Source organism: Kocuria flava, from assembly GCF_001482365.1.
In the GTDB taxonomy this organism is placed as follows: domain Bacteria; phylum Actinomycetota; class Actinomycetes; order Actinomycetales; family Micrococcaceae; genus Kocuria; species Kocuria flava.
The window spans coordinates 245,654-271,970 of the sequence record NZ_CP013254.1; the positions used below are offsets into that span (position 1 = coordinate 245,654).

Consider the following 26,317-nt stretch of genomic DNA (forward strand, 5'->3'; position numbering starts at 1 on the left):
AAAGCACATGAGACTGACCCTGGAAATCTGGCGCCAGGAATCCCCCGAGACCGACGGCCAGTTCGTGGCCTACCAGGTGGACGACGCCTCCGCGGAGATGTCCTTGCTCGAGCTGTTGGACCGGCTCAACGACCAGCTGGTGGAAGACGGGCAGGAACCGGTCGCCTTCGACTCCGACTGCCGAGAAGGCATCTGCGGCACGTGCGGAATCACGGTCAACGACCAACCCCACGGACCAGTGCCCAACACCCCATCGTGCCGTCAGCACCTGCGTTCCTACCAGGACGGGGACCATCTGCGGCTGGAACCATTTCGCTCCAATGCCTTCCCCGTCCTGCACGACCTGATCGTGGACCGCAGCGCGCTGGACCGGATCATCGCATCCGGCGGGTTCATCGCCGTGGATGTCGGGACCGCCCCGGACGCCGACGCCCAACCGGTGCCGTTCCGCACCGCGGAGAAGGCCCTGGACTTCGCCGCCTGCATCCAGTGCGGGGCCTGCATCGCGGCCTGCCCCAACGGCTCCTCACACCTGTTCACCGGATCACTGCTCGAACACCTCGCCACCTTGCCCCAAGGCCGTCCGGAACGAGGCCGACGGGCGCGATCCGTGGCGCAGACCGCCGACGAGGAATTCGGGCCCTGCTCCATCTACGGCGAATGCGCCGAGGTGTGCCCGGCCGGGATTCCCCTCTCAGCCATCAGCGCGGTCAACCGCGAAACCCTGCGTTCCCGACTGCGCGGCAACCGCGACAACTGAGAACCAGCACCCAAAACACACCCGCCCGGTCCCTGACCCTGAACGGGATGTCACAGCAAGCACCGCGGGGTCATCGGCTGCTCACCAGGGACCGGGCGACGCCCCCCTGATGGTGTTCACCACATGCCCAGCAGTTTCATCCATGCCCCGCCGATCACCGTCCAGATCACAATGTTGACCACGCTGATCATGAAACCGACCCGGAACCACTCCGTGGTGGTCACGTACCCGGAACCGTAGACCACCCCGGCCGGGCCCGAGGAGTAGTGGGCCAACCCGCCGAAGAGGTTGCCGATGAACCCGAACACCAGAGCCGCGAACAACGGCGGGGCCCCAGCCCCGATAGCAGCACCGAGGAACACCGCATACATCGCCACGATCTGGGCGGTGTTGGAAGCGAACAAGTAGTGGATGTAGAAGTACACCAAGGCCAGGATGCCGAAGGCCAGCAACCAGGACAGGCTCCCCACGGCACCGGCCACGCTAGAACCGATCCAGTCGATGACCCCCAGGTTGTTCAGGTGCGTGGCCATGCCGACCAGCACGCCGAAGAAGATCAGCGTGGACCACGCACCTCCGTTGGCCGCCAGGTTCTTCCACGTGAGCACCCCGGTGACCAGCAGAGTCGCGACCCCCACGAAGGCCACCGCCGTGGCGTTGAGACCCAACACGGAACCCAGGCACCACATCACCAACAACCCGACGAAGGTAGCCGCCATGATCGTCTCCTGCCGGCTCATCCGCCCCGCCTCATGCAGCTCCGCCCGCGCTTGCCCAGGTGCTTCAGGAGTCTTCTTCAGCGTGGGGGGATAGATCTTGGACATCACCCAGGGCACCGCCAGCAACGACACCACCCCGGGCACGACCGCGGCCAGAGCCCAAGAGCCCCACGTGATCTCCACACCGGCATCGGCGGCGAACTGGACCGCCAACGGGTTGCCGGCCATGGCCGTGACGAACATGGCTGAGGTCACCGTGTTGACCTGTACCGAGGTCATCGCCAGGTAAGCACCCAACCGGCGCCGGGATTCCGTCGACTTCGTCGTCGACCCCTGGACCTGGGACAGGGAAGAGATGATCGGGAACACGACCCCACCGGCTCGTGCCGTGTTCGACGGCGTGGCCGGGGCCAGCAACAGATCCGTCACTGCCATCCCATAGCTCAGCCCCAGGCTGGACCGCCCCAGCTTGGTGACGAACCACAGGGCGATCCGCCGACCCAGGCCCGTCAACAGAAAGCCGTCCGCGATGAAGAACGCGGCCACGATCAACCACACCGCACTGTTGGCGAACCCCGTCAGGGCTTCCTCGCCCGGATCCATGGTCCCGGTGATCATCGCCGCCGCCAAGCCGACCAATGCCACGGGCGCGGTCGGCAACGGCTGCAAGATCAACGCCAGAACCGTGCCCAGAAAGATCCCCGCCATGTGCATTCCCCGAGGATCAACCCCCTCCGGGGCCGGCACCACCCACACGGCCAAGGTCACCACCAGGATCAACCCGATTTTCACCACCGTGCCAACAGGACGTCGTTTCTCAGGCGTCGTGGGAGCAGGAGCAGAAGAACCAACGGAAGCAGTATCCAACGGGGTCATCCCCTTACGGGTCGAGCCGGGCAGGCATCGGTGTATCCGCTCTCCGACTCTACTCGCGAGCCCCCTCCCCCAGCTGCGCAGTGTCTCACAACACAGATATCTCGCATCCCTCGAGGATGCAAGACGGGGTCAGTTCAGAGCCCCGTGGCGTCCTGGCCGCGGACTATGTCCAAGCTGGCTTCCCGTGCCCAGGCGTTCCACTGCTCGGCCGCGCGGACCGCGTCCTCCCGGCGCCAGTAGAAACCATCCAGGGACAGGACGACTTCCCACCCGCCGGTGCCCTCGGCGTTCGGCTGGGTCTGGACCGCCCGCAACGTATGCGGGATCGATCCCCTGGCAAGGAAATTGGCGGCAGCGTCGGAGCTCATGATTCCACCGTAGGGCAGGTCACCAGACGCACGAGGATCGGGACGACCATGACCTCTGTGCTGGTCCGCTACCGTGTGCCGGCAGGTTGAACGCTCCCAACCGTCAGTGACAGTCGAGTCTTGCAACTTAAACGGCTTGTAACCCTTGGCATGCGGAGCGGCCTGACGTCACATTGCTCAGCTTGCTTCTAGAATTATCAACCCTGCGCCTACCCTGGTAAATCACCACGGGGCCCCGGTCTGCCGGCACTGCCCTGCCCTGCCCCAAGTCGGCGCCGCGAGACCATCCCTCACCTGCGAACAGGAACAACACATGACGACCTCTGCACCTGGAGCCCTGGCCGTCGAGTTGCACCCGGCCTCTCCCACCCAGTGGGCCGCCATCTACTACCCCATGGTGGTCACCCCCGTGGGCCGTTGGGCCGAGGTGACCTGGGAGCTGCACCAGCACCTGATGACCACCACGTCCGCCCCACGGGAGCCGGCACGGTGGCTGGAGGCGTGCAGCTCCGATCCCGATCACCCCTGCTACGCCGGGCACCAGGAGTGGGCCACCGAACTGGCCGCCGGCTATGCAGCCGCACGGGCCGTCCACGACACCGAGGTCACCGAGGAACCCCTCTCGGACCAGGAGACGCAGTTGCTGCGCGAGGACACGCTCGTCGTCCCGGCCGGACAGCTCTCGGAGTGGGTGCTCGACGACCTCAAGGACGAGACCTCGAGCATCGGCGGCTGACCCCGCGCACGGGCCACCCCTTCCCGCCGCGCCCGACCACCCCGACCCCTTCTATTCACAAGCGCACATTGTTGTTTCAGGTTGTGAACGCGAACACAGCCCCGACATTGCCGCACGCGACGGGAGCGAGCATCCTGGCTTACCAGGGGGACAGGCGATCTGCATCAGACCATCCTCCAGCTTCGGCCGTGTTGACCGGGCGCACCGTGGTTCCGGGGGGATCCATGGTGCGAGCCAGATCATGGTCCGCGACGAAGCAGCACGGGGCGGGATGGCCGGGGGGCCACCCCGCCCCTGCCACATCTATCCACCATCTCGCAGCGACGGCAGGCGCATCCGCCCCCAGAAGACGTCGCTCAGCCCAGCCCCCGACTGACGAGCCATCCCCTCGGTCGGGCGGCGCCCTTGTGAGCGACGTTGATCCCAGGGCAACCATCGTCATCGACGCCACCCCCTGGACTCACTCGGTCATACGCGTCCACCACGGCACGAAACCTCTCGTCAGCGGCCCCTACGGTGTTTCACACTGGTGCTGTGGCGGAAAGGCATCTCCCACACAGAAAGCCGGACACCATCCCATGTCCGGCTTTCTGCTTTCCCAGCACAGCGAGGGATTCTCCGCCCAGGAGCAGGACCCGGCCCTGCCCTTGACCCATCAGCTCTCCCACCCGGTGGTCCTGCGTAGCACCGCCACCGCAGCACCGGCAGCCCAACGCGCTGCTCACCCATGGTCCGAGGCGGTCGAGCAACCAATGCAGAAGCTCAAGACGTACGTCGAGAACACCGACGTCGGTTCGGAGGGGATCATCGGCCACTAACGCCCATGACCGTAGGCAGAGCCCAGCCAGCTGGGGATACCCATCCGGCTGAGCCCTGACAGTCAGGGGTGTAATGAGGAGTCAGCCTGCCGGACCAGGGTCGGCTTCGGCGGCGGTGACCGGCCCGGCGGTCACCGACTCCGGAGGCCTCGGCGGCAGGTGGCGGTAGAGGGTGGTGCGGGTGATGCCAGTCTTGGCCACGATCTCCGCCATGGTGTGCCCGCTGGCGCGCAGATGGGCTGCGTAGGCCAGCTTGTCCGGATCCACCACCGAAGGCCGCCCGATCCGCCGGCCCTTGGCCGTGGCCACCGACCGGGCATGGGCGGCGCGCTCGAGGGTGTAGGTACGCTCCATCTGCCCGAACAACGCCAGCAGCACCACCGCCAGCTGCGCCATCGGATCATTCGGGTTAGTGGAGTCCACCTTGATCGGATCCGCCAGGTTGCGCACCCCCACTCCCCGCTCGGCGAGGTCATGGATCAGGTTCAGGGTGTCGCGCACGGTACGTCCGAGCCGGTCCAGAGTGTGCACCACGATCACGTCGCCCTGGCGGGCGTAGGCCAGCGCCGCGGCCAGACCGGGACGGTCAGTGGTGGCCCCAGACTTTTTGTCCACATAGATCCGCTCCGGCGCGATCCCGACCTGCCGAAGAGCATCGATCTGCCGGTCGAGGTCCTGTTTAGCCGTCGAGACCCGCGCGTAGCCCAATTCCATGCCGCTAGCGTACCGGAAGTCGTTACCGTACGTCTGAAACGGAACTCTTTTATGGGCCTAGCTTTTGGGACCTCAATGACTATACATAATGCTCGTGAATGGACCTCGCCGCCGACCGTCCCACTACCAAGGAAGTGGGACGGTCACTTCGAGTCCGACGAGACGTCTCGCATCCCATCGCTTGAACCACAGCGAGCGCACTCCACCCACCGGCACTCCGACATCGGCCGCCCGTCCCGTCCTGCCCCGGACTCTCTCCCGTCCCCCCACCGGGAAGTCGGCAGCCCCCGCACCGCCGGCGGGAACACCGGTCCCGTCCTCCCTGGAGGAGGACGGGACCGGGACCTACCATGACGACATGGCCCGCACGGACACCGCCGCACGAGTGGTCCCCGCCTCCCCCGAACGGGTCTACGCCGCCCTGATCGATCCAGACGCGCTCACGAGCTGGCTGCCACCGGAGGGAATGACGGCCCGTTTCGACCACTTCGACGCCCGCCCGGGCGGGTCCTATCGCATGATCCTCACCTACGACGACGCCTCCGGCGCCCCGGGCAAGACCACCGCCGCGTCCGACGTCGTGGAGGCCCGCTTCGTGGAGCTCGTCCCCGGCGTGCGCGTCGTGCAGGCCGGGGACTTCGTCTCCGACGACCCGGCCTACGCCGGCTCCATGACCATGACGTGGGAGCTCACCCCGGTCGAGGGCGGCACCCGCGTGGAGGTCCGCGCAGAGAACGTCCCCGACGGGATCTCCGCGGAGGACCACGCCGCCGGGCTCGCCTCGTCGCTGGCGAACCTGGCGGCCCACGTGCGGTCCGCGGCCGGACACGACGGCGGCCCCGCGGCCCCCTAGCCGACGCCGTTCGACCCCTGGGTCGTGTGCGCACCGGCGCGGCCCGCACCGGCGTCGACGGCGGCGCGGCGGTGCCCGTCGCCGGCGCCCGCCACTACACTCGGCCGCAGGGCCGCCCGCACGGACCGGGCAGCCGCGGACCGCCCCGAGGAGCGCCGACCGATGACCGACCCCCGTGCGAACGACGCCGGACCGAAGCTGCTCGCCGGCGGGAACCCGCAGATCCCCAAGGGCGAGGGCGAGGCCCCGGTGCGGGCCTACATCGCCGCGATGCCCGGCTGGAAGCGGGCGGTCGGGCAGCGCCTCGACGAGCTGGTCACCGAGACGGTCCCCGGCGTGCACAAGGCCGTGAAGTGGAACCAGCCGTTCTACGGCCACGAGGGCGAGGGCTGGTTCCTGGCCTTCCGCTGCTACACGAGGTACGTGCAGGTGCAGTTCTTCCGGGGCTCCTCGCTGGACCCGGTCCCGCCGAAGGCCTCGAAGCACCCGGAGGTGCGCTACCTCGACCTCCACGAGGACGACGAGCCGGACGAGGCGCAGCTGCGCTCCTGGATCGGGCAGGCCGCCCGCCTGCCCGGCGAGCGGATGTGAGCGGACGGCGGCCGCCGGGAGCCCGGCAGGGCGCCGTCGTCTGTTGACCCCGCGCGCGCGGACGTGGGATTGTTAGTCGAACGTTCGGTCGGTTATTGCTGGGCACCGTCGCCCGCGCCGGCCTCTCCCGACGCGACAGGAGCTCTCCCATGTCCTCAGCCCCTCAGGCCTTCCTCGTCGGCGGCGCCCGCACCCCCGTGGGCCGGTACGGCGGCGCGCTCTCGAGCGTGCGCCCGGACGACCTCGCCGCCCTGGTCGTCAAGCAGGTGGTCACCGACGCCGGGATCGACCCGCACGACGTCGACGAGGTGATCCTGGGCAACGCCAACGGCGCCGGCGAGGAGAACCGCAACGTCGCCCGCATGGCCTGGCTGCTGTCCGGCTTCCCCGACACCGTCCCGGGCATGACCGTCAACCGCCTGTGCGCCTCGGGGCTGTCGGCGATCACCATGGCCTCGCAGATGATCAAGGCCGGGGCGGCGGACATCGTCGTCGCCGGTGGCGTGGAGTCGATGTCCCGGGCACCGTGGGTCATGGAGAAGCCGGCCACCGCGTTCGCCAAGCCCGGGGAGGTCTTCGACACCTCGATCGGCTGGCGCTTCACGAACCCCGAGTTCAAGAAGCACGACAAGATGACCTACTCGATGCCCGAGACGGCCGAGGAGGTCGCCGCCGTGGACGGCATCACCCGCGAGGACGCCGACGCCTTCGCCGTGGCCTCCCACGAGAAGGCGATCGCCGCGATCGACGCCGGGCACTTCGCCGACGAGATCGTCCCGGTCACGGTCAGGGGCCGCAAGGGCGCCGAGACCGTCGTGGACACCGACGAGGGCCCCCGCCCCGGCACCACCGCCGAGGTGCTCGCCAAGCTGCGCCCGGTCGTGAAGACCGACGGCGTCGTCACCGCCGGCAACTCCTCCTCCCTCAACGACGGCGCCTCGGCGATCCTCGTCGTCTCGGAGCGGGCAGCCGAGAAGTACGGCCTGACGCGCCCGGGCGCGCGTCGTCGACGGCGCCTCGGCCGGGGTGCCCCCGCACATCATGGGCATCGGGCCGGTCCCCGCGACCCAGAAGGTGCTCGAGCGCACCGGCTGGTCGATCGGCGACCTCGGCGCCGTCGAGCTCAACGAGGCCTTCGCGACCCAGTCCCTGGCGTGCATCCGCCGCCTCGACCTCGACCCGGGCATCGTCAACAACGACGGCGGGGCGATCGCGCTCGGCCACCCCCTGGGCTCCTCCGGGTCGCGGCTGGTCGTGACCCTGCTCGGGCGCATGGAGCGCGAGGGCGCCACCAGGGGCCTGGCCACCATGTGCGTGGGCGTGGGCCAGGGCTCCGCGATGCTCGTGGAGACCCTCTGATGGCGCCCGCGCCGACCGGGGAGTTCACGGCCCTGCGGCTCGAGGAGCGCGAGGACCGCCTGCACGTGGTCCTCGACCGCCCCGCGGTGCGCAACGCGATCGACGCGACCATGGTCGAGGAGCTGCACGCGGTGTGCGACCACCTCGAGCGCCACCCGAAGATCCTGATCCTCTCCGGCACCGAGGTGAACGGGAAGGGCATCTTCGCCTCCGGGGCGGACATCGCCCAGCTGCGCGAGCGCCGCCGCGACGACGCCCTGGCCGGGATCAACTCCCAGATCTTCGACCGCATCCACCGGCTGCCCCTGCCGGTGATCGCCGCGATCGACGGCTACGCCCTCGGCGGCGGCGCCGAGCTGGCCTACGCGGCCGACTTCCGCCTCGCGACCCCGCACCTGAGGATCGGCCAGCCCGAGACGAACCTGGGCATCATCGCCGCCGCCGGCGGGCTGTGGCGGCTCAAGGAGCTCGTGGGTGAGCCGCTGGCCCTGGAGATCCTGCTGGCCGGGCGGATCCTCGACGCCCAGGAGGCCCTGGCGGCCCGCCTGGTCACCGAGCTGCACGAGCCGGCCGAGCTGGTCGGCGCCGCCCACGCGCTCGCCGACCGGATCGCCGCCCAGGACCCCCTGGCCGTGCGCATCACCAAGCGGGTCTTCGCCATGCCGCGCGAGGCCCACCCGCACGTCGACGAGCTGGCCCAGGCCGTGCTCTTCGAGTCGCAGGCGAAGTTCGACCGGATGCAGGCGTTCCTGGACCGGAAGCAGAAGAAGCAGGAGCAGCACGGATGACCGAGAAGCACGAACGCACCGTCCCCGCCGTCGTCGGCGTCCTGGGCGGGGGCCGCATGGGCGCCGGGATCGCCCACGCCTTCCTCCTCGCCGGGGCGGAGGTGACCGTCGTCGAGTGCGACGCCCAGGCCGCCGAGGCGGCGAAGGAGCGCATCGAGCGCGACCTGCGCGAAGTCGCTCGAGCGCGGGGCGATCGACGGCAACCTCGACGCGTGGGCCGAGAACCTCACCGTCTCCCTCGACCACGCCGACTTCGCCCCGGCCGGGCTCGTCGTCGAGGCCGTGCCCGAGTCCTGGGACCTGAAGGTCGCAGCACTGCAGGAGACCGAGCGGCACCTGGGCGAGGACGCGTGGCTGGCGACCAACACCTCCTCGCTGTCCGTGGACGGGCTCGCCGAGCAGCTGGCCCGCCCCGAGCGCTTCTGCGGCCTGCACTTCTTCAACCCCGTGCCGGCCTCGAAGCTCGTGGAGGTCGTGCTCTCGAAGCACACCGGGGAGCAGCTGCGGACGCTGTCCGTGCAGTGGGTCGAGGGCCTCGGCAAGACCCCGGTGGTCGTCAACGACGCCCCCGGCTTCGCCTCCTCCCGCCTGGGCGTGGCGATCGCCCTCGAGGCCATCCGCATGGTCGAAGAGGGCGTGGCCTCCCCCGAGGACATCGACAACGCCATGGTGCTGGGCTACAAGTTCCCCGTCGGCCCGCTGGCGCTGACCGACATCGTGGGCCTGGACGTGCGCCTGGGCATCGCCGAGTACCTCGCCTCCGAGCTCGGGCCCCGCTTCGAGCCCCCGCAGCTGATGCGCGAGATGGTCGCCCGCGGCGAGCTGGGCCGCAAGAGCGGCAAGGGCTTCTTCGACTACGAGCAGTAGGCCCGTCCGCACCGGCCGCAGGGCCCCGGTCCCGCGCGGGACCGGGGCCCTGCGGCCGATCGGGAGCCCGTGCCGGCCGTGCGGCCTCCCCCGGCGGCCGGGACCCGCCCCGTCCGCGACAGGCGCACCGCCCGCCGCCCCGCGACAGCCCGGGGCCTGCGCGCCCCGGGCGGCCGTGGGGCACTCCGTCGTCGGACCGGGGGCCTACGGTGGGGCCATGGACGATCGACCGGGGCCCCCCGCGGGCTGGGACGGGGCGCTCAACGCCCGGCGGCTGGCCGGGGACGTGTGGCGGATGGGCCGCTCCGAGCGGCTGACCCCTGCCGGCTGGCGCGCGGCCGCGGCCGCGGGCGTGCGCACCGTGGTGGACCTGCGCAACGGGGACGAGCGGCGGCGCCGGCCGGAGGACCCCGTGGACGAGCCGGCCGCCCGCGCCGGGATCACCGTGCTGCACCGGCCCACCGAGGACCCGGCCCACCCCGAGTTCTCCCTCGTGGGCACCCCCTACCTCAACCACCCGCGCGCCTACCCCGACTACCTGCGGCTGTTCCCCGGCCCGGTGGGGGCGGCCGTGCGGGCGGTGGCCGCCGCCGAGGGCGCGGTCGTGGTCCACTGCTCCGCGGGCCGGGACCGCACGGGCCTGCTGGCGCTGCTCCTGCTGCGGCTCGCGGGGGCCTCCCCGGAGCGGATCCTCGCCGAGGACGAGGCCGCCGTGCGCGGGATCAACGCGTGGCACCGCGTCGCGCCGGTGCCGCACCCGGTCGAGCGCCACCACCCGCCGGAGCGGCTCGAGGCCGTGCTCGCCGACCGCAGGGCCGCCCTGGCCCCGCTCGCCCGGGGCCTCGACGCCGCGGCCTGGCTGCGCGCCGCCGGCCTCGGCGCCGGGGAGCTGACCGCCCTGCGCGAGCGGCTCAGCCGGCCGGGCGGTCCTTGAGGAAGTTCGTGATCCGCACGGTGCACAGCCGGGTGCCGTCCTCGTGCTCGATGAGCACCTCGTGGCAGGTCAGGCTGCGGCCGAGCTGGATCGCCGTCGCCGTCGCCCGCACGGTGCCGTCGGTCGAGGACCGGTGGTGGGTCGCGTTGACGTCGACCCCCACCGCGACCTTGCCCATGGTCGAGGCGTGGATGACCGCCGCCCACGAGCCCACGGCCTCCCCGAGGGCGACCATCGCCCCGCCGTGGAGCAGGCCCAGCGACTGCCGGTTGCCGGCCACGGGCATCGTGGCCACCACCCGCTGCGCCGACTGCTCCAGGACGGTCACGCCCATCTTCTCGTCCAACTCGCCCAGCACGATCCGCCAGGGCTCGGGGGTCTCGGTCGCGGTCATGGAGCTCCTCGGTCGGGGGTCGGCGCCGGGTCCGCAGCCGCTGCCGGCTGCCGGTGGTCCCAGGATGTGACGTGGGCTATCGTGGTCATAATACCGAACGATCGGTCAGGATGCGGCCGGGGTCCTCCCCGCCCGCGCGCACCCGAGCGAAAGGACCACGCACCGTGGCAGCACAGACCCAGACCATCCTGCCCAGCTACGTCGCGGGCCGGTGGTGGAGCCCGGAGAACCCGCAGAAGGTCACCGAGGTCGCCGACGCCTCGACCGGTGAGGTCGTGGCCCGGGTGTCCACGGACGGCATCGACACCGCCGGTGCCGTCGAGCACGGGCGCACGGTCGGGCAGAAGGCCCTCGGCGAGCTCACGATCCACGAGCGGGCGCTGAAGCTCAAGCAGCTCGCCCAGCACCTCACCGAGCACAAGCAGGTCCTCTACGACCTCTCCTACGCGACCGGGGCCACGCTCAAGGACCACTTCTTCGACGTCGACGGCGGGATCGGCACCCTCTTCACCTTCTCCTCCAAGGGCCGCCGCGAGCTGCCCAACGCCAACGTGATCGTGGACGGGGCCGTGGAGCAGCTGTCCAAGGACGGCTCGTTCCTGGGCGAGCACGTCTACACCCGCATGCCCGGGGTCGCCGTGCAGATCAACGCGTTCAACTTCCCCGTGTGGGGGATGCTCGAGAAGTTCGCCCCCGCGTTCGTCGCCGGCATGCCCACGATCGTCAAGCCCGCGACGCCCACCGGCTACGTCACCGAGGCGTGCGTGCGGCTGATGGTCGAGTCCGGGATCCTGCCCGAGGGCTCGCTCCAGCTGATCTCCGGCTCCGCCCGGGACCTGCTCGACCACCTCGACTACCGCGACCACGTCGCCTTCACCGGCTCGGCCGCCACCGCCCGCTCCCTGCGCGAGCACGACAACGTGGTCAACGGCGGCGTGCGCTTCACCGCCGAGACCGACTCCCTCAACGCCGCGATCCTCGGCCCCGACGCCACCCCGGACACCCCGGAGTTCGAGGCCTTCGTGAAGGCCGTGTTCACCGAGATCACCTCGAAGGCCGGGCAGAAGTGCACCGCCATCCGCCGCGTCATCGTGCCGAAGGAGCGCGTCGAGGACGTCGTGGCGGCCGTGGCCGAGCGCGTGCGCCGGCGGGTGGTCATCGGCGACCCCCGCACCGAGGGCGTGACCATGGGCGCCCTGGCCTCCAAGGAGCAGCAGACGGAGGTCCGCAAGGCCGTGGAGCGGCTCGTGGCCGCCGGCGGCACCGTCCGCCTCGGCGGGCCCGACGAGGCCGTGGACGGCGCGGGGACCGGCGCCTTCTTCCCCGTCACCGTCCTGTCCTTCGACGACCCCGAGACCCCCGAGGTCCACTTCGTCGAGGCCTTCGGCCCGGTCACCTCCGTGATCGGCTACGAGGACGTCGACGACGCCGTGCGGCTGGCCGCCCTCGGCGGCGGGTCGCTGGTGGCGACCGTGTGCACGAACGACGGCCCGACCGCCGCGGCCTTCGCCGCCGGCATCGGCGCCCACCACGGTCGTGTGCACTTCCTCAACCGCCAGGACGCGAAGACCTCCACCGGCCACGGCTCACCCATGCCCCACCTCGTCCACGGCGGCCCCGGCCGCGCCGGCGGCGGCGAGGAGCTGGGCGGCGTGCGCGGCGTGAAGCACTACATGCAGCGCACCGCCCTGCAGGGCTCCCCCGACATCCTCACCGCCGTCACCGGCGTGTGGCATCGGGGCGCGGCGGCGAACACCGTGACCCGTGAGGCGGTCGAGAACGGCACCGGCGAGCATCCCTTCCGCAAGTCGCTGGAGACCCTGCGGATCGGCGACCAGTTCGCCTCCGAGCTGCGCACGGTGACCCTCGAGGACATCCTCGAGTTCGCCGAGAGGACCGGCGACACCTTCTACGCGCACACCGACGAGGAGGCCGCCACCGCCAACCCGTTCTTCCCGCGCCGGGTGGCCCACGGCTACCTGCTCGTCTCGTGGGCGGCCGGGCTGTTCGTAGAGCCCGCCCCGGGTCCGGTGCTGGCCAACTACGGGCTCGAGAACCTGCGGTTCATCACCCCCGTGACCTACGACGACGCCATCCGGGTGACCCTCACCGCCAAGCAGATCACCCCGCGGGTGACCGACGAGTACGGCGAGGTCTGCTGGGACGCGGTCCTGCACAACCAGCACGACGAGATCGTGGCGACCTACGACGTGCTGACCCTCGTGGCGAAGACCTGGCCCACCGCCTGATCCGACCCGCTCCGCCCGGGACCGCCGGACCCGCCGGGTCCGGCGGGCCTGGTGGTCCCGCCGGAGTCCGCGAGATCCCACGGTGAGCACGAGACCCCGTGCTGCACACGCGTGCGGCTCGGGGTCTCGTGCGTGCCGGTGGGACCTCGCGGGAGGAGGAGGCCGGACCGGGTGGGCGTCAGGGGGCGCGCAGGCCCGAGAAGGCCAGGCCGACCACCGTGTCGGCCAGCTGGTCCGTGGTGTCCCCGGCCTCGGGCCGGTACCAGTCCACGATCGAGTTGATCATGCCCAGCAGCAGACGGGCCGCCGAGCGGCCGGAGAGGTCGTCGCGCACGGCGCCCTCGGCCTGGGCCTGCTCGATGAGCTCGCCCACGCGGCGGGTGACCGTGCGGCGCCGCTCGAGGGCGCGGGTCTCGACCTCCGAGTTCCCGCGCAGCCGCAGCAGCAGGGTCACGTAGGGCATCTGCTCCACGAGCACGCGCACGGTCCCCCGGATCACCTGCTCGAGCCGCGCCACGGCCGGCCCCTCGGCGGCCGCCGCGCCGGCCAGGACCTCCTCGAGCGCGTCGAGGGCGCGGGCGAGCGCCTGCTCGAGGATCTCCTCCTTGGACGCCACGTGGTGGTAGATCGCGGACTTGGAGATCCCCAGGTGCTTGGAGAGGGTCCCCATCGACGTCGCGTCGTAGCCGTGGACGTTGAAGACCTCCACGCAGACGCTCAGCAGCGTCTCGCGGTCGTAGCCGGGCCGACCGCGGCGCGGCGTCTCGCCGGCCGGGGCGGCCGGCGCCGGGGCGTGCGTCATGGGGACCTCGATCGGGTGGGGAGGGCGCGGGGAGCAACGATCCTACCCCGCCGCCGGGCCCCAGGGCCCCCGGGGCCCGGCGGCGGGGTCAGCGGCTCACTTGTCCCGCAGGTCGTAGACCCGGCGCAGCTTGCCCGAGGAGCGGGCGAGCGTGCCGGGCTCGGCGATGCGGATCGCGGCGGAGGAGCCGATCTTGGTCTTGATGGCGTGGACGAGCTTCTGCCCGCCGGCCTCGGCGGCCTCCACCGTGACCTCCTCGCGGCGCTCGATGTTGATGGTCATCTGGTCCATCCGGTTCGGCCGGGTGATCTCGAGCGTGAAGTGCGGGCTCAGCTCGGGCACCTGCAGGGCCAGCTCCTCGATCTGCGAGGGGAACAGGTTGACCCCCCGCAGGATGATCATGTCGTCCGAGCGCCCGGTGATCCGCCCCATGCGCCGGTGGCCGGGGCGGTCGGTGCCGGGTAGCAGCCGGGTGAGGTCGTGGGTGCGGTAGCGGATGATCGGCAGGGCCTCCTTGGTGAGGGAGGTGAACACCAGCTCGCCGGGGCGGCCCGTCTCCTGGACCTCGTCCGTGAGGGGGTCGATGATCTCGGGGCGGAAGTGGTCCTCCCAGATGTGGGAGCCGTCCTTGGACTGCGCCGACTCCCCGGCCACGCCGGGGCCCATGACCTCGGAGAGCCCGTAGATGTCGCAGGCGTCGATGCCGAAGGTCGTCTCGATCTCCCGGCGCATCTCCTCGGTCCACGGCTCGGCGCCGAGCACGGCGGTGCGCAGGGAGGTCTCCCGGGGGTCGAGGCCGAGCTTCCGGAAGCCGTCGGCGATGGTCAGCAGGTAGGTGGGGGTCGAGAGGATGGCCTGCGGCTCGAAGTCGCGGATCATCTGGACCTGCTTCTCGGTCTGCCCGCCGGACATCGGGATGACGGCGCAGCCCAGGCGCTCGGCGCCGTAGTGGGCGCCGAGGCCACCGGTGAACAGGCCGTAGCCGTAGGCGTTGTGCACCTTGTCCCCGGGGCGCACGCCCGAGAGCCGGAAGCAGCGGGCCACGAGGCTCGCCCAGGTGCTGATGTCGTTCTCGGTGTAGGCGACCACGGTGGGCTGGCCGGTCGTGCCGGAGGAGGCGTGGATGCGCCGGACCTCGCTCATCGGCACCGCGAGGGACTTGAAGGGGTAGGCCTTCCGGAGGAACTCCTTGTCCGTGTACGGGAACAGGCGCAGGTCCTCGAGCTCCTTCAGGTCGCCCGGGTGCACGCCGTGGTCGTCGAAGAGCTCCTTGTAGGCGGGCACGTTCTCGTAGGCGTGGTGGACGGTCCAGCGCAGCCGCTCGAACTGCAGCGCCTCGATCCGGTCCCGGCTCATCGTCTCCTCGGGGTCCGGCTGGGACCGGTCCGCGGCAGGAGCGGCGGGGGCGTAGGGGTTCGGCACGGAGCACTCGGTCATGGTCAGGCCTCCTGGGACTGCGGGGCGGACGGCTGGGCGGACCCGGACGGCAGGGCGGGCTCGGGCTCCGCGGGCTGCTCGGCCGGGGGCGCGGCGCGGCGCGCCGGGTTGGGGATGGTGCGGCTGCGGCCGCGGAACTCGGCGACGAGCTCGCCGTCGGCCGTGACCTGGATGTCGTAGACACCGCTGCGGCCGGCCCGGGCGCGGACGGTGCCCACGGCCGTGAGGGTCTGCCCCCGGCGGGCGGAGGAGATGAAGTTGATGTCGCCGCCGGAGGCCACCGTGATGGTGCTGCCGTCGCCGGCGGGGTCGTTGCAGGCGAGGGCGAAGCACGTGTCGGCGAACGCGAAGATCATGCCGCCGTGGGCGATGCCGAAGCCGTTGAGCATCTCCTCGCGCAGGGTCATGCGGATCTGCGCGCTGCCGTACTCGGCGCGGTCCACCTCGATGCCCATCCAGCGGGACGCGTGGTCCCCGGCGAGGATGGGGTGGTCCTGGGCCATGTAACACTCCTCACAATTCACGACCGAATGTTCAGTAGACAATCCCAGAACGGCTCCCGTGTCAACCCGGAACGGACCCGCGGACCTGTTGACGGAGCCGCCGGGGGCGCATATTCTGAACGAACGGTCAGTTAGTCGCGGGGCACCCCGCGGACCCCACCACGTTTCGGAAGAGGGACACCATGACGTCGCAGAACACCGGGCTCCACGCCGTGCCCGCCGCGGACGCGGCCGAGCAGGCGGAGGCCGAGCGCGCGGGCCAGGAGCACTTCGACCGCATCATCGCCGAGGACTCCCGCATCGAGCCCCGCGACTGGATGCCCGCCGCCTACCGCAAGACGCTCGTCCGCCAGGTCTCGCAGCACGCCCACTCGGAGATCATCGGCATGCAGCCCGAGGGCAACTGGATCTCCCGGGCGCCCTCCCTCAAGCGCAAGGCCATCCTCATGGCGAAGGTCCAGGACGAGGCCGGCCACGGGCTCTACCTCTACTCCGCCGCCGAGACCCTGGGCACCCCGCGCCACGAGCTCAACCAGCAGCTGCTCGAGGGCCGGGCCAAGTACTCCTCGATCTTCAACTACCCCGCCCGCACCTGGGCGGACATGGGCGCCATCGGCTGGCTCGTGGACGGCGCGGCGATCGCCAACCAGGTCCCGCTGTGCCGGGCCTCCTACGGCCCCTACGGCCGGGCCATGGTGCGCATCTGCAAGGAGGAGTCCTTCCACCAGCGCCAGGGCTGGGAGATCCTCTACGAGCTCTCCCACGGCACCCCCGCCCAGAAGAAGATGGCCCAGGACGCCGTGAACCGCTTCTACGGCCCCGCCCTGCAGATGTTCGGCCCGCCGGACGAGGACTCCCCCAACTCCAAGCAGTCGATGGCCTGGAACATCAAGCGCTTCTCCAACGACGAGCTGCGCCAGCGCTTCGTGGACATGATCGTCCCGCAGGCCGAGGCCCTGGGCCTGACCCTGCCGGACCCGGACCTGAAGTGGAACGAGGAGCGCGGCCACTACGACTACGGCCCCCTGGACTGGAACGAGTTCAAGGCCGTGATCGCCGGCAAGGGCCCGTGCAGCTCCCAGCGCATGCAGCGCCGCCGGCAGGCCCACGACGACGGCGCGTGGGTCCGCGAGGCCGCCGCCGCCTACGCCCGCAAGACCGCCGCGGAGCACGCCTCCGCCGAGCTGATCGGAGCCTGACGCCCCATGAGCGAGAACACCGTGAGCACGATCGACGCCTCGGCCGGCGAGTGGCCCCTGTGGGAGGTGTTCGTGCGGTCCTCGCGCGGGCTCTCCCACGTCCACGCCGGGTCGCTGCACGCCCCCGACGCGACGATGGCGCTGCGCAACGCCCGCGACCTCTACACCCGCCGCAACGAGGGGACCTCCGTGTGGGTCGTGCCCGCCGACGCCGTCTCCGCCTCGGACCCCGACTCCAAGGGCGGGTACTTCGAGTCCCCGCAGGGCAAGAGCTACCGCCACGCGACCTACTACACGAAGAGCGAAGGGGTGAAGCACCTGTGAGCTTCGCGTCCCACGACTCCGCGACCAAGCAGAGCGCCGGCCAGGCCATCACCGCCGAGGAGATCGGCGCGAGCGGGGCCACCGCCCCCGAGGACGTGGCCCGCTACGCCCTGTGGCTCGGCGATGACGCCCTGATGCTCGCCCAGCGCCTCGGCTGGTGGATCGCCCGCGCCCCCGAGCTCGAGGAGGACATCGCGCTGGCCAACATCGCGCTGGACCTGCTCGGCCACGCCCGGTTCTTCCTCACCTACGCCGGCACGGCCTGGGGGAAGACCGAGGACGACCTCGCCTACTTCCGCGACGAGGAGGAGTTCCGCTCCTGCCGCCTCGTGGAGCAGGAGAACGGCGACTTCGGACAGACCATCGCCCGGCAGCTGATCTTCTCCTACTACCAGTACGAGCTCTACCGCCGGCTCGTGGACTCCTCCGACGCCACCCTCGCCGCGATCGCCGACAAGGCGCTCAAGGAGGTCCAGTACCACCAGGACCACGCGAGCCAGTGGATCCTGCGCCTGGGCCTGGGCACCGAGGAGTCCAAGCGCCGCGTGCAGGACGGGCTGGACTACATGTGGCCCTACGTCGACGAGCTCTTCCACGACGACGAGCTCATCGACGCCCTCGAGGGGATCGCCGTGCGCCCGTCCACGCTGCGGGCCGACTTCGACCGCCGCATCGCCGAGATCCTGGGCGAGGCCGGCCTCGAGGTCCCCGGGATCCCGGGCGCCTGGGGCGGGGACCGCTCCGGGGAGTTCAGCGAGCAGCGCGGGCACATCCTGGCGGAGATGCAGGTGCTGGCCCGCCAGCACCCCGGCGCCACCTGGTGACAGGAGGACCTCCCATGACCCCGCACGACCACGGCGCCGAGGCCCCCCCGGCCGGTCTGGCGGTGCGCCCGGCCGACCCCGCGGCGGCCCGGGTGTGGGACGTCGCCACCACGGTGAACGACCCCGAGATCCCCGTGCTCTCCGTCGCCGACCTCGGCATCCTCCGCGACGCCCGGGTCGAGGACGGCCGGGCCGTCGTCGTCATCACCCCGACGTACTCGGGGTGCCCGGCGATGGGGACCATCACCGAGGACCTCGAGCGGGCCCTGCACGCCGCCGGCTGGGCGGACGTGCGCGTGGACCTCGTCCTGCAGCCCGCCTGGACCACCGACTGGATGACCCCGGAGGGGCGGGCCAAGCTCGAGGAGTACGGCATCGCCCCGCCCACAGGGCGCGCGGCGGCCGGGCCCGTCCGGCTCGGCCTGGCCGTGAAGTGCCCCCGCTGCCACTCCCTGAACACCCGCGAGATGACCCGCTTCGGGTCCACCGCGTGCAAGGCGCTCCACGTCTGCAACGAGTGCCTCGAACCCTTCGACTACTTCAAGGTGCACTGATGACCGACTCCACCGCCCAGGCCCCGGCCAAGCGCCGCGCCTCCTTCAACTCCCTCGAGGTCTCGCAGGTCCGCCGGCTCACCGCGGACTCGGTCGAGGTCGCCTTCGCCGTGCCGCCGGAGCTGGTCGAGGACTACGACTACCTGCCCGGTCAGTACGTGGCCCTGCGCGCCGAGATCGGCGGCCACGAGGTCCGCCGCTCCTACTCGATCTGCGCCGAGCCGCGCCCCGGCGAGATCCGCGTGGCGATCAAGAAGGACATCGGCGGGGTCTTCTCCACCTGGGCCAACGAGCAGCTCAAGGCGGGCGACCGCCTCGACGTGATGAACCCCCAGGGCGCGTTCACCTCGAAGCTGCGGCTGACCTCGCTGAACGACCCCGAGAAGCTCGCCGCGGAGGAGGTCGCGAAGAACAGCAGCGTGCACCTGGTCGCCTTCGCCGCCGGCTCCGGGATCACCCCGATCATGGCCATCGCCAAGGCCGTGCTGCGCGCCTCGGAGACCTCGACCTTCGACCTCGTCTACGCCAACCGCTCGGCGATGGACGTGATGTTCGCCGAGGAGCTCGGGGACCTCAAGGACAAGTACCCCTCCCGCCTGGCCGTCCACCACGTGCTCTCCCGCGAGCAGCGGATCAGCCCCCTGATGTCGGGGCGGATCGACGCCGACAAGCTCAACGAGATCCTCGACGAGGTCGTCCAGGTCGACCGCACCGACGAGTGGTTCCTGTGCGGGCCCTTCGAGCTCGTCCAGCTGTGCCGCGACACCCTCGCCGCCCGCGGCGTGCCCGAGGAGAGCATCCGCTTCGAGCTGTTCACCACCGGCCGCCCCGAGAACCCGCAGGGCCAGCAGGGCCGCGTGGTCGAGGCCGACCCGTCCGGGGAGAACTACGGGATCGAGTTCACCCTCGACGGGCTCTCCAGCCGGATCGAGTCCCCGAAGAGCGCCCACGAGACCGTCCTCAACGCCGCCCTGCGCGTGCGCCCCGACGTCCCGTTCGCCTGCGCCGGCGGGGTGTGCGGCACCTGCCGCGCCAAGGTCGTCTCCGGGGAGTTCGAGATGGAGGAGAACTACGCCCTGGAGAAGGACGAGGTCGACGCCGGCTACGTGCTGACCTGCCAGACCCGCCCCACCACCGACGAGCTCGTGGTCGACTTCGACGCCTGAGCCCGCCCCGGGAGCCCGGTGCCGTCCCCGGCACCGGGCTCCCGTCCTGCCCGACCGCCCCGAGAACCCCGAGGAGACCCAGTGATCGACCTGACCATCGACGGCGCCGTGGCGGAGGTGGTGCTGAACGCGCCGCAGAAGATGAACGCCCTGGACGAGACCGCCCTCGCCGAGCTGGGCGAGGCCTACGCCGAGGCCGAGCGCGCCGGGGTGCGCGCCCTGGTGCTGCGCGGCGAGGGCCGCGGCTTCTGCGCCGGCCGGGACATCTCCGGGGTCGAGCCCGCCACCGACGACGCCTACGGCTACCTCGCCGGCAGGGTCACCCCGCTGCTGCGCACCATGAGCCGCTTCCCGGCCCCGACCTTCGCCGCCGTGCAGGGCGCGTGCCTCGGCGTGGGCCTGGGCCTGGCCATCGCCACCGACGTGGTCTACGTGGCGGAGAACGCCAAGATCGGCTCCCCCTTCGCCAACCTCGGGGCGACCCTCGACTCCGGCGGCCACGCCCTGTTCACCGAGCGGCTCGGCGCCCACCGCACGCTCGACCTGATCTACACCGCGGAGCTGATGAGCGGGGCCGAGGCCGTGCGCTCCGGCCTGTTCAGCCGCGCCGTGCCCGCCGAGGAGCTGCTCGAGTTCACCCGGGCCCGGGCCGCCGCCGTGGCCGAGGGCGCGACCGGAGCGTTCCTCGCCTCCCGCGAGCTCGTCGCCCAGATCCGCGACGAGCGGATCGGGCTGTGGGAGTCGGTGGAGAACGAGAACCGGGTGCAGGGCGAGCTGTGCCGCAGCGCGGACTACGCCGAGGGCTTCGCGGCGTTCCAGCAGAAGCGCAAGCCGCAGTTCACGGGTGCCCGCCCCGCCGCGCACTGACCCGCGAGATCCCACGGCAACGCCGAGTCCCCACCGCAGCCACGCCGCTGCGGTGGGGACTCGGCGTTGCCGTGGGATCTCGCAGAAGGAGAGGGCGGGCGAGGAGGGGCCGGGGCGGCGTTACGCGGTCGGGGAACACGGCCGCCGGTGCGCCGCCGCGGCCGCTACCGTGGGGACATGACTGATACGGCGACCTCCTCGGTGTTCGACCTCTCGGGCTTCGACCGCTCCGTGCGGCCGCAGGACGACCTCTACCGCCACGTCAACGGCGCGTGGCTGGCCCGCACCGAGATCCCCGACGACAAGCCCTCGGTGGGGGCCTTCATCGAGCTGCGCGACCAGGCCGAGGCCGCGGTGCGCGAGCTGATCACGACCGCCCGCGCCGGGGACCCGCAGGAGGTCGAGTCGAAGATCGCGAACCTCTACGCGTCCTTCATGGACGAGGAGCGCATCGAGGCCCTCGGCGCCGAGCCGCTGGCCGCGGACCTCGCCGAGGTCGACGCCGTCACCGACGTCCCGGGCCTCGTGCGCCACCTGGGCCGGATGATCCGCCGCGGGATCGGCGGGCTGGTCGAGATCGACGTCGACTCCGACCCGGGCGACCCGGAGCGCTACCTGGCCTTCGTCGGCCAGTCCGGGCTGGGCCTGCCGGACGAGGAGTACTACCGGGACGACCAGCACGCGCCCGTGCGCGCGGAGTACCTCGCCCACGTGGAGCAGATGCTCGCCCTGGCCGGGGTCGAGGACGCCGGGGAGCAGGCCCGGGCGGTCGTGGACCTCGAGACCCGCATCGCCGCCCACCACTGGGACAAGGTCACCGTGCGGGACCTGACGAAGATGTACAACCCCATGGCCTTCGAGGAGCTCGCGGGCACGACGACGGCGCTGGACTGGGCGCTGCTGGCCGAGGGCGCCGAGCTGCCCGTGTCCGCGCTGGCGACCGTCGTCAACGCCCAGCCCACCTTCTTCACCGGCGTGGAGGAGCTGCTGGACGAGCAGCTGCTGGACGCCTGGCGCGCCTGGGCCCGCTGGCACCTCGTCTCGGCCCGGGCGCCGTGGCTGTCCGCGGAGTTCGTCGAGGCCGACTTCGCGTTCTACGGCACCGTCCTCTCCGGCACGCCCCGCCTGAAGGACCGGTGGAAGCGCGGCGTGGAGCTCGTCAACGGCGTGCTGGGCGAGGCGGTGGGCGAGCTCTACGTCGCCGCGCACTTCTCCCCCACCGCGAAGGAGCGGATGGACGAGCTGGTCGCGAACCTGCTGGAGGCCTACCGGATCTCCATCACGGAGCTGGACTGGATGACGGAGCCGACCCGGCAGGAGGCGCTGAAGAAGCTCTCGCAGTTCACCCCGAAGATCGGCTACCCCGAGAAGTGGAAGGACTACTCCGCCCTGGAGATCCGTCCCGACGACCTCGTGGGCAACCTCGTGCGCACCCGCGCGTTCCGGCTCGCGGAGCTCGTGCGCAAGGCCGGCAACCCGGTGGAGAGGCACGAGTGGCTGATGACCCCGCAGACGGTCAACGCCTACTACCACCCGCTGCGCAACGAGATCGTCTTCCCGGCGGCGATCCTGCAGCCGCCGTTCTTCGACGAGCACGCCGACGACGCCGTGAACTACGGGGCGATCGGCGCGGTGATCGGCCACGAGATCGGCCACGGCTTCGACGACAAGGGCTCGACCTGCGACGGCGACGGCCGGCTGCGCAACTGGTGGTCGGACGAGGACCGCCGCGCCTTCGAGGAGCGCACCGCGGCGCTCGTGCGCCAGTTCGACGACCTCGTCCCCGCCCAGTTCGGGGACGACGGCCCGTCGGTCAACGGGGAGCTGACCCTGGGCGAGAACATCGGCGACCTCGGCGGGCTGTCGATCGCCCACCGGGCGTGGGAGCTCTCCCGGGACAGCGCCTTCGGGGCGGGCGAGCTGGTCGACGGCTACACCCCGGCCCAGCGGCTCTTCCTGTCCTGGGCCTACGTGTGGCAGCAGAAGTCCCGCGACGAGGCCCTGCGCCAGCGCATCGCCACGGACCCGCACTCCCCCAACGAGTTCCGGGCCAACCAGACGCTGCGCAACGTCCCGGCCTTCTACGAGGCCTTCGGGCTCACGGACGCGGACGAGCTGTGGCTGCCCGAGGCCGAGCGCGTGCGCATCTGGTGAGCACCCGGGGGCTCAGCCCCCGTTCGAGGTGACGAGGTAGACGGCCACGGCGGCCCACAGGGCGAAGAGCACCGCCCCGACGACGAGCAGGGCCGTGCCGACCCAGCCGAGCACCCGCCCGGCGGTGGCGGGCACGCCCAGCTTCTCGGCCTCCCCGGCCTGCCACACCGCGAAGGGCCCCAGCAGCGGCAGCACGACCACGCTGAGGATCCCGAGCACGAGCGCGGTCTCCGCGCGGGAGCGGCCCTCGAGCGCCTGCGGGCTCAGCCACGGCGGCACCGGGCCCCACGGCGGGGGCTGCTGCGGGGGCACCGGCTCCCCGCCGGGTCCGGACGGGGTGCTCACGACCGCTCCTCCGTCCCGGCGGCCGGGACCTCCCCGGCGGGGTCGCTGATGGCCGCGTTGGGCGCGAAGCGGCGGTTGGCGAGCACGGGCACGACCTCCCGCACCTCGTCGATGCGGGCCCGGTCGACCTCGGCGCACAGCACGGTCTCCTCCTCCCCCGCCTCGGCCACGACGACCCCGAGCGGGTCGAGCACCGCCGAGCGCCCGATCGTGTGCTCCGAGCAGGTGTCGGCGGCGACGACCCACACGGTGTTCTCGATCGCCCGCGCCTTCAGCAGCGCCTGCCAGTGGTCGACCTTGTGCTCCCCGGCGAACCAGGCGGCGGGCACGGCGAGCACCTCGGCCCCGGCGTCGACGACCGCCCGGCAGACCTCCGGGAAGCGCAGGTCGTAGCAGGTGATCATCCCGACCCGCAGCTCGCCCACCGGCACGACGGTCACGCCCCTGTCCCCGGGGCGGATGCGGTCGGACTCCCGGTGGCTGAACGCGTCGTAGAGGTGGAGCTTGCGGTAGGTGCCCAGGATCGCGCCGTCGGCGCCCACGGTCACGAGCGTGTTGTAGGGCCGCCCGTCCGCGGAGGTCTCGTAGCCGCCGGCGAGCACCGCGATGCGCGTGCGCGCGGCCAGGAAGGACAGCTGCTGGACGAACCCCGACCAGCCCTCCAGGACCCGCACGGCGAAGTCCTCGCCGATCAGCCGCTCGGCGAGCATCGCCTCCTCGGGGAAGACGATCAGCCCCGCCCCGGCGGCGGCGGCCTCCTCGGCCTGGCGGGCCATCGTCTCCAGGTTGCGGGCCGTGTCCGCGGTGGGCGCGAACTGTCCGACGGCGATCTTCACGGGGTCCTCCTCGGCGGGCGCGGGTGGGGCTCCCACTGTAGCCCCGGCCCCGCCGCCGGTCCCCGCGTGACAGGATGGTGCCGCTGCCGCGCTCCCCCCGCGGCCACGGCACCGAGGAGGGCGCACAGGACGTGGACGGGACGACGACGCAGGAACCGCACGAGCCCCCGTGGCGGGGACGGCTCACCGAGCGCGTGCTGGGCGGCGGGGAGGACCCGGACCCGCGGTTCACGCTGGCCAACGAGCGGACCTTCCTCGCGTGGATCCGCACGTCGCTGGCCTTCCTCGCCGGCGGCATCGCGATCGAGGCGTTCACCGGCGAGCTCTTCGACGAGCCGGTCCGCACGTTCCTCGCCGTGGTCCTGCTGTTGCTGAGCATGCTCGTCAGCGCGGGGGCGACGTTCCGCTGGATCGGCGTCGAGCGCAGCATGCGCCGGCAGGCGCCGCTGCCGCTGCCCCTCATCGCGCCGCTGCTGGCCGTGGGCGGGGCGGTCGCGGCGGGGGTGCTCGTCGTCGTCGTCCTGCAGGCCTGACCGTGGCCGCCGCACGCCGCGGGCGGCTCCCGGCCCGGCCGCACCGCGACCCCGGGCTGCAGCCCGAGCGCACCACGATGGCCTGGGGGCGCACCCTGATGTCCCTCGTGGTGGTCGCGGCGGTGTTCCTGCGCTGGCTCCCCCACCACGGGCCGTTCGTGCTCGTGCTCTTCGCCCTCGCGTGCCTGAGCGCCGGGACCATCTACCTCACCCAGCGGCCCCGCTACGCGCGCGGGGCCCGGGGCATCGCCCGGGAGCGGGCCGAGCCGGAGGTCACCGCGGTGCTGGCGACCTCCGTGGCGGTGCTCGCCCTCGCCTCGCTGGGGATCTGGGTCGTGCTCGTGCTGGTCTGACCCCGCCCGGCCGGCCCGGCGCGGGGCCTCAGTCGATGAGGTCGCGGACCACGATGGTGGCGTCCCGGTCCGGGCCCACGCCGATGGCCGACATCCGGGTCCCGCTCATGGCCTCGAGCGCCTCCACGTAGGCGCGGGCGTTGGCGGGCAGGTCCTCGAGGGTGCGGCAGCCGGTGATGTCCTCGTCCCAGCCGTCGAAGTGCTCGAGGACCGGCTTCGCGTGGTGGAACTCGGTCTGGGTCATCGGCATCTCGTCGTGCCGCACGCCGTCGACGTCGTAGGCCACGCAGACCGGAATGCGCTCGATGCCGGTGAGGACGTCGAGCTTGGTCAGGAAGTAGTCCGTGAAGCCGTTGATGCGGGAGGCGTGGCGGGCCATCACGGCGTCGTACCAGCCGGTGCGGCGGGGCCGGCCGGTGTTGACCCCGAACTCCCCGCCGGTCGTGCGCAGCTGCTCGCCCATCGCGTCGAAGAGCTCGGTGGGGAACGGGCCGGCGCCCACGCGGGTCGTGTAGGCCTTGATGATCCCGATCGAGCGGGTGATGCGGGTGGGGCCGATGCCCGAGCCCACGGAGGCGCCGCCGGCGGTCGGGTTGGAGGAGGTCACGAACGGGTAGGTGCCGTGGTCGACGTCCAGGAAGGTCGCCTGCCCGCCCTCCATGAGCACCACCTTGTCCTCGTCCAGGGCCCGGTTGAGCAGCAGGGTGGAGTCCACGATCATCGGGGCCAGCCGCTCGGCGTAGGCCAGGAAGTACTCCACGACCTCCTCGACCTCGATGGCCCGGCGGTTGTAGAGCTTCACGAGCAGCTCGTTCTTCTGCCGCAGCGCACCCTCGATCTTCTGCCGCAGGATCGACTCGTCGAGCACGTCCTGGACCCGGATGCCGAGTCGGCCGACCTTGTCCATGTAGGTGGGGCCGATGCCGCGGCCGGTCGTGCCGATCGCGCGCTTGCCGAGGAAGCGCTCCGAGACCTGGTCCATCGTCTGGTGGTAGGGGGCCACGAGGTGGGCGTTGGCGGAGATCCGCAGCCGGGAGGTGTCCGCCCCGCGCGCCTCGAGGCCGTCGATCTCCTCGAACAGGGCCTGGGGGTTGACCACCACGCCGTTGCCGATCACGGGCACGGCGTTGGGGCTGAGGATCCCGGCGGGCAGGAGCTTGAGCTCGAACTTGTCCCCGCCCACCACCACGGTGTGCCCGGCGTTGTTGCCGCCGTTGGGCTTGACCACGTAGTCCACGCGGCCCCCCAGCAGGTCGGTGGCCTTGCCCTTGCCCTCGTCGCCCCACTGGGCGCCGACGATCACGATTGCTGGCATCGAACGTCTCTCCTGCCTGGCTGGTGCGGGACGGCGCCCGCGGCGCCCGGCGGCGTGCACCGGCCGGACACGACAACGC

27 protein-coding genes and 2 pseudogenes are annotated in these 26,317 nt (G+C 71.7%); 19 read left to right on the plus strand and 10 right to left on the minus strand.

What is annotated here, in order from left to right:
• Positions 1-7 precede the first annotated feature (7 nt).
• A complete protein-coding gene (locus AS188_RS01105; protein WP_058857293.1) occupies positions 8-760 on the plus strand; it encodes a succinate dehydrogenase/fumarate reductase iron-sulfur subunit in 753 nt (250 codons plus the stop codon).
• A gap of 116 nt (positions 761-876) precedes the next feature.
• Here the strand turns inward: AS188_RS01105 and AS188_RS01110 are convergent, their stop codons facing one another.
• The gene (locus tag AS188_RS01110) at positions 877-2,355 is read right to left on the minus strand and encodes an anion permease (RefSeq protein ID WP_058857294.1); all 1,479 of its coding nucleotides are present in this window, start codon (positions 2,353-2,355) and stop codon (positions 877-879) included.
• A 134-nt stretch (positions 2,356-2,489) separates the two neighbouring features.
• A complete protein-coding gene (locus tag AS188_RS01115; RefSeq protein WP_058857295.1) occupies positions 2,490-2,723 on the minus strand; it encodes a hypothetical protein in 234 nt (77 codons plus the stop codon).
• A 313-nt stretch (positions 2,724-3,036) separates the two neighbouring features.
• Between AS188_RS01115 and AS188_RS01120 the strand changes: the two genes are divergently transcribed.
• Entirely contained in the window at positions 3,037-3,459 is a 423-nt protein-coding gene (locus tag AS188_RS01120; RefSeq protein ID WP_058857296.1) for a hypothetical protein, read from the plus strand.
• A gap of 578 nt (positions 3,460-4,037) precedes the next feature.
• On the plus strand, positions 4,038-4,277 hold the full coding sequence (locus AS188_RS01125; RefSeq protein ID WP_058857297.1) for a hypothetical protein: 240 nt from the start codon (positions 4,038-4,040) through the stop codon (positions 4,275-4,277).
• An 81-nt stretch (positions 4,278-4,358) separates the two neighbouring features.
• On the opposite strand, the gene AS188_RS01130 is transcribed toward AS188_RS01125, so the two are convergent.
• Positions 4,359-4,991 carry a recombinase family protein gene (locus tag AS188_RS01130; protein WP_058857298.1) on the minus strand — a complete coding sequence of 211 codons (633 nt, stop codon included), beginning with the start codon at positions 4,989-4,991 and terminating at the stop codon, positions 4,359-4,361.
• Between the two features lie 358 nt (positions 4,992-5,349).
• On the opposite strand from AS188_RS01130, the gene AS188_RS01135 reads away from it, so the two are divergent.
• The 6 genes and pseudogenes from AS188_RS01135 to AS188_RS01160 all read left to right on the plus strand — a co-directional run bounded on the left by AS188_RS01135 (position 5,350) and on the right by AS188_RS01160 (position 10,383).
• On the plus strand, positions 5,350-5,844 hold the full coding sequence (locus AS188_RS01135; protein ID WP_058857299.1) for an SRPBCC family protein: 495 nt from the start codon (positions 5,350-5,352) through the stop codon (positions 5,842-5,844).
• A 162-nt stretch (positions 5,845-6,006) separates the two neighbouring features.
• Positions 6,007-6,435, plus strand: coding sequence for a DUF1801 domain-containing protein (locus AS188_RS01140; RefSeq protein ID WP_058857300.1), 429 nt, complete (start codon positions 6,007-6,009; stop codon positions 6,433-6,435).
• 149 nt (positions 6,436-6,584) lie between these two features.
• A pseudogene (locus AS188_RS01145) lies at positions 6,585-7,794 on the plus strand (thiolase family protein).
• Positions 7,794-8,582, plus strand: coding sequence for an enoyl-CoA hydratase/isomerase family protein (locus AS188_RS01150; RefSeq protein ID WP_058857301.1), 789 nt, complete (start codon positions 7,794-7,796; stop codon positions 8,580-8,582). The pseudogene AS188_RS01145 and the gene AS188_RS01150 overlap by 1 nt, the downstream one beginning before the upstream one ends.
• Positions 8,579-9,449: pseudogene (locus AS188_RS01155) on the plus strand (3-hydroxyacyl-CoA dehydrogenase family protein). The gene AS188_RS01150 and the pseudogene AS188_RS01155 overlap by 4 nt, the downstream one beginning before the upstream one ends.
• Before the next feature lie 217 nt (positions 9,450-9,666).
• On the plus strand, positions 9,667-10,383 hold the full coding sequence (locus AS188_RS01160) for a tyrosine-protein phosphatase (protein WP_058857302.1): 717 nt from the start codon (positions 9,667-9,669) through the stop codon (positions 10,381-10,383).
• On the opposite strand, the gene AS188_RS01165 is transcribed toward AS188_RS01160, so the two are convergent.
• A complete protein-coding gene (locus AS188_RS01165) occupies positions 10,361-10,777 on the minus strand; it encodes a PaaI family thioesterase (protein WP_058857303.1) in 417 nt (138 codons plus the stop codon). The genes AS188_RS01160 and AS188_RS01165 overlap by 23 nt on opposite strands.
• Positions 10,778-10,941: 164 nt before the next feature.
• Here AS188_RS01165 and paaZ point away from each other — a divergent pair, with 164 nt between their 5' ends.
• Entirely contained in the window at positions 10,942-13,026 is a 2,085-nt protein-coding gene (gene paaZ, locus AS188_RS01170) for a phenylacetic acid degradation bifunctional protein PaaZ (protein WP_147050643.1), read from the plus strand.
• Positions 13,027-13,204: 178 nt separating this feature from the next.
• Here paaZ and AS188_RS01175 read toward each other — a convergent pair whose 3' ends face one another.
• The 3 genes from AS188_RS01175 to paaI all read right to left on the minus strand — a co-directional run bounded on the left by AS188_RS01175 (position 13,205) and on the right by paaI (position 15,768).
• Positions 13,205-13,828, minus strand: coding sequence for a TetR/AcrR family transcriptional regulator (locus AS188_RS01175; protein WP_058857305.1), 624 nt, complete (start codon positions 13,826-13,828; stop codon positions 13,205-13,207).
• Positions 13,829-13,924: 96 nt separating this feature from the next.
• The gene (locus tag AS188_RS01180) at positions 13,925-15,265 is read right to left on the minus strand and encodes a phenylacetate--CoA ligase family protein (RefSeq protein WP_058857306.1); all 1,341 of its coding nucleotides are present in this window, start codon (positions 15,263-15,265) and stop codon (positions 13,925-13,927) included.
• Between the two features lie 2 nt (positions 15,266-15,267).
• A complete protein-coding gene (gene paaI, locus AS188_RS01185) occupies positions 15,268-15,768 on the minus strand; it encodes a hydroxyphenylacetyl-CoA thioesterase PaaI (protein WP_058857307.1) in 501 nt (166 codons plus the stop codon).
• Positions 15,769-15,950: 182 nt separating this feature from the next.
• On the opposite strand from paaI, the gene paaA reads away from it, so the two are divergent.
• From paaA to AS188_RS01220, 7 genes are all read left to right on the plus strand, one after another.
• The gene (paaA, locus tag AS188_RS01190; protein ID WP_083529125.1) at positions 15,951-16,967 is read left to right on the plus strand and encodes a 1,2-phenylacetyl-CoA epoxidase subunit PaaA; all 1,017 of its coding nucleotides are present in this window, start codon (positions 15,951-15,953) and stop codon (positions 16,965-16,967) included.
• Between the two features lie 6 nt (positions 16,968-16,973).
• Positions 16,974-17,291, plus strand: a complete 318-nt coding sequence (paaB, locus tag AS188_RS01195) for a 1,2-phenylacetyl-CoA epoxidase subunit PaaB (protein WP_058857308.1) — start codon at positions 16,974-16,976, stop codon at positions 17,289-17,291.
• On the plus strand, positions 17,288-18,115 hold the full coding sequence (paaC, locus tag AS188_RS01200) for a 1,2-phenylacetyl-CoA epoxidase subunit PaaC (RefSeq protein ID WP_058857309.1): 828 nt from the start codon (positions 17,288-17,290) through the stop codon (positions 18,113-18,115). The genes paaB and paaC overlap by 4 nt, the downstream gene beginning before the upstream one ends.
• Positions 18,116-18,129: 14 nt before the next feature.
• Positions 18,130-18,669, plus strand: coding sequence for a 1,2-phenylacetyl-CoA epoxidase subunit PaaD (gene paaD / locus AS188_RS01205; protein WP_058857310.1), 540 nt, complete (start codon positions 18,130-18,132; stop codon positions 18,667-18,669).
• Positions 18,669-19,835 (plus strand): 1,2-phenylacetyl-CoA epoxidase subunit PaaE, encoded by a 1,167-nt coding sequence (paaE, locus tag AS188_RS01210; protein ID WP_058857311.1) that lies wholly within the window; start codon positions 18,669-18,671, stop codon positions 19,833-19,835. The genes paaD and paaE overlap by 1 nt, the downstream gene beginning before the upstream one ends.
• Before the next feature lie 81 nt (positions 19,836-19,916).
• On the plus strand, positions 19,917-20,702 hold the full coding sequence (locus AS188_RS01215) for an enoyl-CoA hydratase/isomerase family protein (RefSeq protein ID WP_058857312.1): 786 nt from the start codon (positions 19,917-19,919) through the stop codon (positions 20,700-20,702).
• 177 nt (positions 20,703-20,879) lie between these two features.
• A complete protein-coding gene (locus AS188_RS01220; protein ID WP_058859642.1) occupies positions 20,880-22,856 on the plus strand; it encodes a M13 family metallopeptidase in 1,977 nt (658 codons plus the stop codon).
• A 12-nt stretch (positions 22,857-22,868) separates the two neighbouring features.
• Here AS188_RS01220 and AS188_RS17160 read toward each other — a convergent pair whose 3' ends face one another.
• Both AS188_RS17160 and AS188_RS01230 read right to left on the minus strand, forming a co-directional pair.
• Complete coding sequence (locus AS188_RS17160) at positions 22,869-23,201, minus strand: hypothetical protein (protein ID WP_058857313.1); 333 nt, start codon at positions 23,199-23,201, stop codon at positions 22,869-22,871.
• Complete coding sequence (locus AS188_RS01230; protein WP_058857314.1) at positions 23,198-24,037, minus strand: carbon-nitrogen hydrolase family protein; 840 nt, start codon at positions 24,035-24,037, stop codon at positions 23,198-23,200. Before AS188_RS01230 ends, AS188_RS17160 begins: the two co-directional genes overlap by 4 nt.
• Before the next feature lie 74 nt (positions 24,038-24,111).
• Here AS188_RS01230 and AS188_RS01235 point away from each other — a divergent pair, with 74 nt between their 5' ends.
• Positions 24,112-24,570 (plus strand): YidH family protein, encoded by a 459-nt coding sequence (locus tag AS188_RS01235; RefSeq protein WP_083529127.1) that lies wholly within the window; start codon positions 24,112-24,114, stop codon positions 24,568-24,570.
• A 2-nt stretch (positions 24,571-24,572) separates the two neighbouring features.
• A complete protein-coding gene (locus AS188_RS01240; protein WP_058857315.1) occupies positions 24,573-24,923 on the plus strand; it encodes a DUF202 domain-containing protein in 351 nt (116 codons plus the stop codon).
• Positions 24,924-24,951: 28 nt separating this feature from the next.
• Here AS188_RS01240 and AS188_RS01245 read toward each other — a convergent pair whose 3' ends face one another.
• Complete coding sequence (locus tag AS188_RS01245; protein WP_058857316.1) at positions 24,952-26,238, minus strand: adenylosuccinate synthase; 1,287 nt, start codon at positions 26,236-26,238, stop codon at positions 24,952-24,954.
• Positions 26,239-26,317: the final 79 nt, after the last annotated feature.

What these genes read in the sequence shown, in the direction of transcription:
- AS188_RS01105 (WP_058857293.1), top strand. Translation starts at nt 8, where the DNA reads ATGAGACTGACCCTGGAAATCTGGCGCCAGGAATCCCCCGAGACCGAC.
- AS188_RS01110 (WP_058857294.1), bottom strand. Translation starts at nt 2,355, where the DNA reads ATGACCCCGTTGGATACTGCTTCCGTTGGTTCTTCTGCTCCTGCTCCC.
- AS188_RS01115 (WP_058857295.1), bottom strand. Translation starts at nt 2,723, where the DNA reads ATGAGCTCCGACGCTGCCGCCAATTTCCTTGCCAGGGGATCGATCCCG.
- AS188_RS01120 (WP_058857296.1), top strand. Translation starts at nt 3,037, where the DNA reads ATGACGACCTCTGCACCTGGAGCCCTGGCCGTCGAGTTGCACCCGGCC.
- AS188_RS01125 (WP_058857297.1), top strand. Translation starts at nt 4,038, where the DNA reads ATGTCCGGCTTTCTGCTTTCCCAGCACAGCGAGGGATTCTCCGCCCAG.
- AS188_RS01130 (WP_058857298.1), bottom strand. Translation starts at nt 4,991, where the DNA reads ATGGAATTGGGCTACGCGCGGGTCTCGACGGCTAAACAGGACCTCGAC.
- AS188_RS01135 (WP_058857299.1), top strand. Translation starts at nt 5,350, where the DNA reads ATGGCCCGCACGGACACCGCCGCACGAGTGGTCCCCGCCTCCCCCGAA.
- AS188_RS01140 (WP_058857300.1), top strand. Translation starts at nt 6,007, where the DNA reads ATGACCGACCCCCGTGCGAACGACGCCGGACCGAAGCTGCTCGCCGGC.
- AS188_RS01150 (WP_058857301.1), top strand. Translation starts at nt 7,794, where the DNA reads ATGGCGCCCGCGCCGACCGGGGAGTTCACGGCCCTGCGGCTCGAGGAG.
- AS188_RS01160 (WP_058857302.1), top strand. Translation starts at nt 9,667, where the DNA reads ATGGACGATCGACCGGGGCCCCCCGCGGGCTGGGACGGGGCGCTCAAC.
- AS188_RS01165 (WP_058857303.1), bottom strand. Translation starts at nt 10,777, where the DNA reads ATGACCGCGACCGAGACCCCCGAGCCCTGGCGGATCGTGCTGGGCGAG.
- AS188_RS01175 (WP_058857305.1), bottom strand. Translation starts at nt 13,828, where the DNA reads ATGACGCACGCCCCGGCGCCGGCCGCCCCGGCCGGCGAGACGCCGCGC.
- AS188_RS01180 (WP_058857306.1), bottom strand. Translation starts at nt 15,265, where the DNA reads ATGACCGAGTGCTCCGTGCCGAACCCCTACGCCCCCGCCGCTCCTGCC.
- paaI (WP_058857307.1), bottom strand. Translation starts at nt 15,768, where the DNA reads ATGGCCCAGGACCACCCCATCCTCGCCGGGGACCACGCGTCCCGCTGG.
- paaA (WP_083529125.1), top strand. Translation starts at nt 15,951, where the DNA reads ATGACGTCGCAGAACACCGGGCTCCACGCCGTGCCCGCCGCGGACGCG.
- paaB (WP_058857308.1), top strand. Translation starts at nt 16,974, where the DNA reads ATGAGCGAGAACACCGTGAGCACGATCGACGCCTCGGCCGGCGAGTGG.
- paaD (WP_058857310.1), top strand. Translation starts at nt 18,130, where the DNA reads ATGACCCCGCACGACCACGGCGCCGAGGCCCCCCCGGCCGGTCTGGCG.
- paaE (WP_058857311.1), top strand. Translation starts at nt 18,669, where the DNA reads ATGACCGACTCCACCGCCCAGGCCCCGGCCAAGCGCCGCGCCTCCTTC.
- AS188_RS01220 (WP_058859642.1), top strand. Translation starts at nt 20,880, where the DNA reads ATGACTGATACGGCGACCTCCTCGGTGTTCGACCTCTCGGGCTTCGAC.
- AS188_RS01235 (WP_083529127.1), top strand. Translation starts at nt 24,112, where the DNA reads ATGGTGCCGCTGCCGCGCTCCCCCCGCGGCCACGGCACCGAGGAGGGC.
- AS188_RS01245 (WP_058857316.1), bottom strand. Translation starts at nt 26,238, where the DNA reads ATGCCAGCAATCGTGATCGTCGGCGCCCAGTGGGGCGACGAGGGCAAG.